8 protein-coding genes are annotated in these 6,000 nt (G+C 62.6%); 1 reads left to right on the top strand and 7 read right to left on the bottom strand.

Annotated features, from left to right (window positions below):
* The coding region (locus A9K71_RS32300; RefSeq protein WP_348626970.1) for a helix-turn-helix domain-containing protein at positions 1 to 167 on the bottom strand (167 nt) is incomplete at its 3' end.
* A gap of 184 nt (positions 168 to 351) precedes the next feature.
* Between A9K71_RS32300 and A9K71_RS01455 the strand changes: the two genes are divergently transcribed.
* The gene (locus tag A9K71_RS01455; protein ID WP_066989371.1) at positions 352 to 888 is read left to right on the top strand and encodes a hypothetical protein; all 537 of its coding nucleotides are present in this window, start codon (positions 352 to 354) and stop codon (positions 886 to 888) included.
* Between the two features lie 43 nt (positions 889 to 931).
* Here A9K71_RS01455 and A9K71_RS01450 read toward each other — a convergent pair whose 3' ends face one another.
* The 6 genes from A9K71_RS01450 to A9K71_RS01425 are packed head-to-tail and all read right to left on the bottom strand — an operon-like array spanning position 932 to position 5,914.
* Positions 932 to 1,477, bottom strand: coding sequence for a hypothetical protein (locus A9K71_RS01450; protein WP_066989369.1), 546 nt, complete (start codon positions 1,475 to 1,477; stop codon positions 932 to 934).
* Positions 1,474 to 2,037: a L,D-transpeptidase gene (locus A9K71_RS01445; RefSeq protein WP_066989367.1), complete on the bottom strand. Its 564-nt coding sequence runs from the start codon at positions 2,035 to 2,037 to the stop codon at positions 1,474 to 1,476. Before A9K71_RS01445 ends, A9K71_RS01450 begins: the two co-directional genes overlap by 4 nt.
* Positions 2,038 to 2,092: 55 nt before the next feature.
* A complete protein-coding gene (locus A9K71_RS01440; RefSeq protein WP_066989365.1) occupies positions 2,093 to 3,256 on the bottom strand; it encodes an AAA family ATPase in 1,164 nt (387 codons plus the stop codon).
* On the bottom strand, positions 3,253 to 3,852 hold the full coding sequence (locus A9K71_RS01435) for a TadE/TadG family type IV pilus assembly protein (protein ID WP_245299500.1): 600 nt from the start codon (positions 3,850 to 3,852) through the stop codon (positions 3,253 to 3,255). Before A9K71_RS01435 ends, A9K71_RS01440 begins: the two co-directional genes overlap by 4 nt.
* A 41-nt stretch (positions 3,853 to 3,893) precedes the next feature.
* A complete protein-coding gene (locus A9K71_RS01430) occupies positions 3,894 to 4,436 on the bottom strand; it encodes a TadE/TadG family type IV pilus assembly protein (protein ID WP_156752562.1) in 543 nt (180 codons plus the stop codon).
* Between the two features lie 5 nt (positions 4,437 to 4,441).
* The gene (locus A9K71_RS01425) at positions 4,442 to 5,914 is read right to left on the bottom strand and encodes a pilus assembly protein TadG-related protein (protein WP_245299499.1); all 1,473 of its coding nucleotides are present in this window, start codon (positions 5,912 to 5,914) and stop codon (positions 4,442 to 4,444) included.
* Positions 5,915 to 6,000: the final 86 nt, after the last annotated feature.

Raw genomic sequence — 6,000 nt, 5'->3', positions numbered from 1 at the left:
CCGACTTTGCGCGGTGCTACGCTGCCGGTTTCCTCATCGAGCTTCACCCACTCGATCGCAGCGCTGTAGCTGACCCCGAAACGCTTCGCAGCTGCGCGCCGCGACATTCCCTCTGTCTTCACCGCCGCCACGACGCGCTCTCGCAGATCCATGATAGTGCCATCCATGCTGGCCTCCTTCCCAGCATGAATGGTGAATCATAAACCCGCTGATTTGGGAATCCTCAACGACTCCCAACAATTTCAGCCCGCTCTAGGCGCCGGTGACATCGCTTGAAAAGCAAGGCTTTGCGTTAAGTCTCGCGCAACCAATGCGGCCTACAATCGAGCATCGGATGTCGAGGGGGATGACATGACGCGCAAGCCGACACTGCTCTTTGCCTTCCCGGCTCTCATGCTGTTCCTGCTGGCGGCGGAACGGACGGCGACGTTTCTGCTCGGAAGCTATTCGGCCAGCCCGACCATGTGGCGCATCTGGCTCGAGCTGCGCCCCTTCTCGACGATGTTCTGGCAGCAGGTGGACTTCTATCTCGGCGGCTCGATGGCCATCGATGCCGCCATCATCGTCGTTGCGTCAGGCGTCTGCTGGATGGCTTGCCATGCCAAGAGATCCGCCGGCTTTTTCCTCGCCAACCATGCCGCGCTGATGTTCGCCGGTCTGATGATAGCGGCCGGCAGCCGTTCGGAAACGGCGAGCACGATCGCCAACTTCACGGCGCCGCGCGGCTTTCAATTCTCGCTGGCGATCGACTTCAGCTTGAAAAACTGCATGGTGCTGTGCCTTGGCCTTGCGGCCTGCGCCTATTGCCACGTCGCCTTCCTGCGCGAGGCGAGGCTGCGCGCCGAAGCCCGCGCCGTCCGCATCCTGGCGCTGCAGCGTGATCTGTAGACCGTGCTGATCGGAATCTCTTCCGCTATCGCCCGATGCCGGGTCAGTTGATCTTCTTGTAGTAGACCTTACCGTCGGCCTGCTGGATGCGCTGATAGGACGGATTGGGTCCGGGCGGCGCGGCCTTGCCCTTGAATGCCGGCGCGCCGACGGAGGGGTTTTCACCTGCCGAGGTCTCGGCCACGGTTGTGTTGGCGAAACTGGGCTCTGGCGCCCGCGGCGTTTCGGCATCGGCGGCGACGGGCTGGCCCTGCTCCAGCCGGGCAATATTGCCGTTGATCTGGCCGAAGCTCGCCTGCAGCTGCCGGTCCAGCGTCTCGAACCGGCTCTGGAAGCCGTTGTTGACGGTATCGATGCGGGCGCCGATCCGCTGCTCGAACTGGCCGAGCTGGTCCAGCCGCGCCTCCAATGCCCGAAGGTCGTTGACGCCGCGATAGAGATAGAAGGCGGCGGTGACGTTGATGGCGGTGACGAGGACCGCGCCGGCCGCGACCACGCCGATGGTTCTCGCCCGGCTCGGCCTGCCCGGCGCCTTTTCTTGTTCGCTGAGTTCGATTGCCGGAATATCCGGCTCGCTGATCATCGTCATTCAACCATCACCTTTGCGCCCACCGCGACGCGCTTGAAGAGATCTATCACATCCGTGTTCGTCAGCCGAAAACATCCGGACGTGCCGTCGAAGCCGACACCCTTGGGATCGTTGGTGCCATGGATGCGATAGAGCGTGTCGCGCCCGTCGCGCGACAGATAGAGCGCCCTGGCGCCAAGCGGATTGTAGGGACCGGCGGGCACCATCGCCGGCAGATCCGGCTGGCGGACGCGCATTTCTTTGGGCGGGCGCCATTCCGGCCATTCGGTCTTGGCGGCGACCTTGACGGTCCCGGTCCAGCCGAAGCCGTCGCGGCCGACGCTGATCTGGTAGCGCAGCGCCTGGCGCTTGTTCGTCACCAGATAGAGCGCCTTCTCGTTTTTGCGGATGATGATCGTTCCCGGCTGCTCGCCGGTCTGGAAGGCGACCGTCTTGCGAAGGCTTGGGCCCATGGCGGGAAGCGGGGGCAGCCCCGATCCGGCTTCCGCGAGATCGCAAGGCACCGCCAGCGCGATGCCGATCAGGCAGGCGCCGGCAAGGTGTGTCGCTATCCGCCGCATTCGCTTTGTCGCAAATCCTGATGGAAAACCGCTGCGCGGATCTCCTGGAGTCGCTCTAGCGCTGGGCATTGTCCAGCCGCTCCTTGAACATGCGCTTCAGGTCCTTGTTGAAGCGGGCCCGCCCGTCCACCTCGGAGGGTAGGATGGCGCGGTTCAGCGCATCGGCCAGCAACGCGTTGTCGAGCACCAGCGACTTGATGTGCGGCGCCTTGAAGATCTTCTCCAGCTCGCTGCGCGAGAAGTGGTTGCCGAACCATTTGCGCTTGTGCTTGTTGGCGACGAGCGTGATCGAGACGCCGTTGCCGCGCAATTCGCGGATCTTCTTGTAGAGCCGCTTGCCCTGCCTGAGCGAGGCGACGTTGAGCTCGAAGACGATGAAGATCTCGTCGCTGGTGCGCAGCACCGACTCGTGCCACGGCGTCTCGATGTTGGGCAAGTCGATGACGATGTCGTCGAAGCGATATGCGACGAGGTCGAGCAGCCGGAAGACGAAATCCGCGCCGCGCGGCTCGAACGGCAGTTGCGGCCGCTCGAAGGAATAGAGCGTGAGGCCGGACGGCCGCGACAGCTTGATGACGTCCATCAGCTCGACATCGAGCCGCTCCGGCTGGCCGATGATGCCGGCAAGGTCGAACTGGTTGAACTGGTTGAGATAGGCGCCGCAATTGGCGCTCTGGAAGTCGAGGTCGACAAGGCAGGTCGAGGCCGCCCGCTCGGCCGATTTCGAGGCGAGATGCTCGGCCGCCGAAATCGCCAGCGTGGTCGCGCCGGCGCCGCCGCTGGCGGCGATGAAGGTGACGATCCGGCTCTTCGTGCCCTGGTTGCCGGTGTCGTGGAAGGTGACGGCGTTGAGCAGTTCCTTGGGGTCGAGCGGCTTGTGCAGCCAGTCCGACGCATTCATGCGCACCAGCACCCGCGTCTGCTCGGACGTCAGCTCGCCCGAGACCGCGATCAGCGGCACCGAAGCCCATGCCGAACGCGCCTCGACAAGCGCAATGTTGCCGAGCAGCTCGCCATCGCCGAGATCGAGGATGATGATGCCCGGCCGCGCATCGACCGGCGGCCCTTTCAGGAACTCGACCGCCTCGGAAACTCTGACGTCATAGATCGCCAGCGCGTCGAGCCGCGTGGTCACGTCGTGCCTGAAATTCGCATCCGACGAAAACAGCGCGACCTGCTTGCGTTTCGTCGGCAGCACTCTGGTGTCGATGGCGTTCATGGCGATGTACTCTTTAAATCTTCACCCGTTACTGTACTGAGCATGGAAGGCACATTGATGTTTGAGAACCCGAGCAGCCCGCCCAGGAAGAAGAACTGGAAATTGATGTTCTGCAGGCTGACGGTGATCGTCGGCACTGGGCCACCCAGCCGTGTCTGGTAGCCAAGGCCGGTAGCCATGTAAGTGACGACGACGTTCTTGCGCAGCAAGCCCGGGAAGAAATGGCACATGCCGGGCCGCTGCCCGTTCGCCGGGTTAGGACAGGCATCGTCATTGGTATTTGCGGTGTCGCCGCGGAAGATGCGGCTGAAAGCAGGGGCACTGAAAGCGCCGCTGTTGCTACAGGACCCGTTGCCGGCATTGTCATAGGTGCACACGAACGGCCCGTAGGCGCCGGCGACCACTGGCGCGCCTGGATTCGAGATCGGCGCGGCGTTTGTCAGAGCGCCGGCAACCGGGTCGGAGACGGATGCAAGCCTGGCGCCAAACTGCACTGCCTTGGTCGCTGCATTCCACTGATAGAATGCAAAACCGAAATCGACGAAGCCGAGCGTCAACGTCAAAAGCAGCGCCATGGCGATGGCCATCTCGACCATCGTTGCCCCGTCCTCCGATCGTATGAAGCGCTGAATCATCATCAGAACCGGATCAACCGCTCCTGATGGCTCGCCCCAAGCGTTACCGTCGTCATGTTGAACAGCGACAGCAGTCCGACGCTGTCGAGGCTGCTGTAGGCATAGGTGCCGGTCGCCGTGACGATACAGACTTTGGACGTCGTCGAGAGGTAGAGCACAGTGCCGGTGCTGGGATCGATCGCGTCTTTGCACGTGGCGGAATCTGCAATGTTGATCGTCACATTGGACTTCGTCCAGCCGACGATACGCGCAGCCCCTGTTCCCGCTACATTACCGAACACGGCAATGTTCTTGGCCAGATCGGCGCAGTCGATCGCGGCAAGCCCGGCATCGGTGTAGAGCTGGCTGTTGCAGCGCGCGGCAAACCTCGCTCCGTCCGACAGGCCGGCCTCCATCAGTAGCTTGTCATGGATGAGATTGCCGAATTCGAAAACGCCCGCCGATAGAAACAATGTCAGGGGCACGACAAGCGCCATTTCGACCAGTGCAGTGCCGCGCTGGTCTGAACGGAAACGTCCAAGGGTGCGGGACAGCAGCTTTGCCATGGCTGTCACCGATAGAGCTGCGCTTCATCGCGCAGGAACTTGTCAAGCGTGCCTTGGCCCTCGCGACCCGTGACGTCGACCAACTCGACCCGAATCGTCTGGTCCGGACCGCTTTCGACGGTCTGAGTAATGAAGAAACTGCCGAAAGCCTCCACCGGTAAAGGCGGCGAGGAACTGCCGCCGCCCATCAAACCTGCCGCTGCCAGCGCCTGGCAATTCAGGATGGCACCATAGATGATCCGTCGATCGGGATTGGAAACGCTGTTCGACGAGCAGGCCGGCGTGCCCACCTCGCCGCCGTTCGAGGGATGGCCGACGATGCCCTGCGCGATCTCATAGCGATAGACGCTGTATCGCGTCGGCTGGTTCGAGTTGCTGGCCGGTGTCGCGCCGTCCGCCCCGAGAGGTTTCGGCACCGTTACCGGGTTTGCCGTGGTGGCGAAGTTGGTGTTCCAGTATGTGTTGAAGTCCCACCAGCCGTTACCGATGCGATTGTCGTCGGTGCAGCCGCCGAGGGAGCAATCATCATTGGGGAAGGCCTCGAATTGGCTCGGGTCGGGCGGGCTGGCGAGATCGGCGTTGCATGCGCTGCCGCCGCCTTTGCCTGATGTCTGATAACCCTTCCGGACGTTGACACCGGGCGCATAGTCGGGGTCGTTCTTGTTGCCGTTCATCGCTCCATTGTAGACGTCGAACCGGACGTTCAGCGCATCCCGCACCGTCGCGAGGAAGCCTGGCCTTAGCGATACCCCGCGCGAATTGTAGCAGGCTGCGGATTTGGTCTTGGCGATCATGTCCCTGATCACGTTCGCGCCGGAGGAGCCGTCGGGCGGCTGCAGGAACCCGTAGTTCCCCGGCGAGTTCTGCGCGGTGTTGCCGCCCTGCTGGCGCAGCTCGATCAGGCGGCGGCGCTTCACCGGATTGGCCGCGACCGAATAGATGGTGTCGGCAGTTCCCTCATAGGGATTGCAGATATAGACCGGGGTGAAGTCGCAAACGCCGCGTGTGAAGCCGGCAACCGAGATGGCGCTTATGCTCATGGAATCGTTCGTGGTGTTCCCGGTGTTGTACGACACCGGAAACATCGTGAAGAAGCCGACCGGCTTGACGGTGACCTCGACAAATCGCGCCTCAAGAGCGCCTGTCAGCTCATCGGTGATGACGTTTGCCGCTGTGATTGGCATGTTATCGGATGCCGGGATCGACCGCAGGTAGCGCCTCGTCACGCCGGCGGCCTGCAGCGTCTGCTGGGCGCCGTTCATGCCGGCGAAGAAATAATTGTTCGCGACCAGGTTGGCCAATGCGCGGTCCGCCCTGGTGATTGAGTCGGCTCTGCCGTCGAGCTCAGCGGCAGCGGCCAGCGCCATCGCATCTGCGCCCTTCTGCAGATCATTGTGCAGGTTGTTCATCCGGCTCATGTCGATCGCGAGGACCGACAGGCCGATGATAGCCGGCAACATGATGCTGACAAGGATCAACGCTATTCCCCGTTGATCGTGCCAGAACGCACGAATGGTCCGCAGCATGGCCCCTACTCTCTACCCCCTTGTGCCAGGCTCCTCGA

Source organism: Mesorhizobium sp. WSM3873, from assembly GCF_001672445.1.
Lineage (GTDB): Bacteria > Pseudomonadota > Alphaproteobacteria > Rhizobiales > Rhizobiaceae > Mesorhizobium.
Note: the sequence above shows the minus strand (reverse complement) of the source record. Positions and strands in the feature narration are given on the sequence as shown.

What these genes read in the sequence shown, in the direction of transcription:
- A9K71_RS01440 (WP_066989365.1), bottom strand. Translation starts at nt 3,256, where the DNA reads ATGAACGCCATCGACACCAGAGTGCTGCCGACGAAACGCAAGCAGGTC.
- A9K71_RS01430 (WP_156752562.1), bottom strand. Translation starts at nt 4,436, where the DNA reads ATGGCAAAGCTGCTGTCCCGCACCCTTGGACGTTTCCGTTCAGACCAG.
- A9K71_RS01455 (WP_066989371.1), top strand. Translation starts at nt 352, where the DNA reads ATGACGCGCAAGCCGACACTGCTCTTTGCCTTCCCGGCTCTCATGCTG.
- A9K71_RS01445 (WP_066989367.1), bottom strand. Translation starts at nt 2,037, where the DNA reads ATGCGGCGGATAGCGACACACCTTGCCGGCGCCTGCCTGATCGGCATC.
- A9K71_RS01435 (WP_245299500.1), bottom strand. Translation starts at nt 3,852, where the DNA reads ATGGTCGAGATGGCCATCGCCATGGCGCTGCTTTTGACGTTGACGCTC.
- A9K71_RS01450 (WP_066989369.1), bottom strand. Translation starts at nt 1,477, where the DNA reads ATGACGATGATCAGCGAGCCGGATATTCCGGCAATCGAACTCAGCGAA.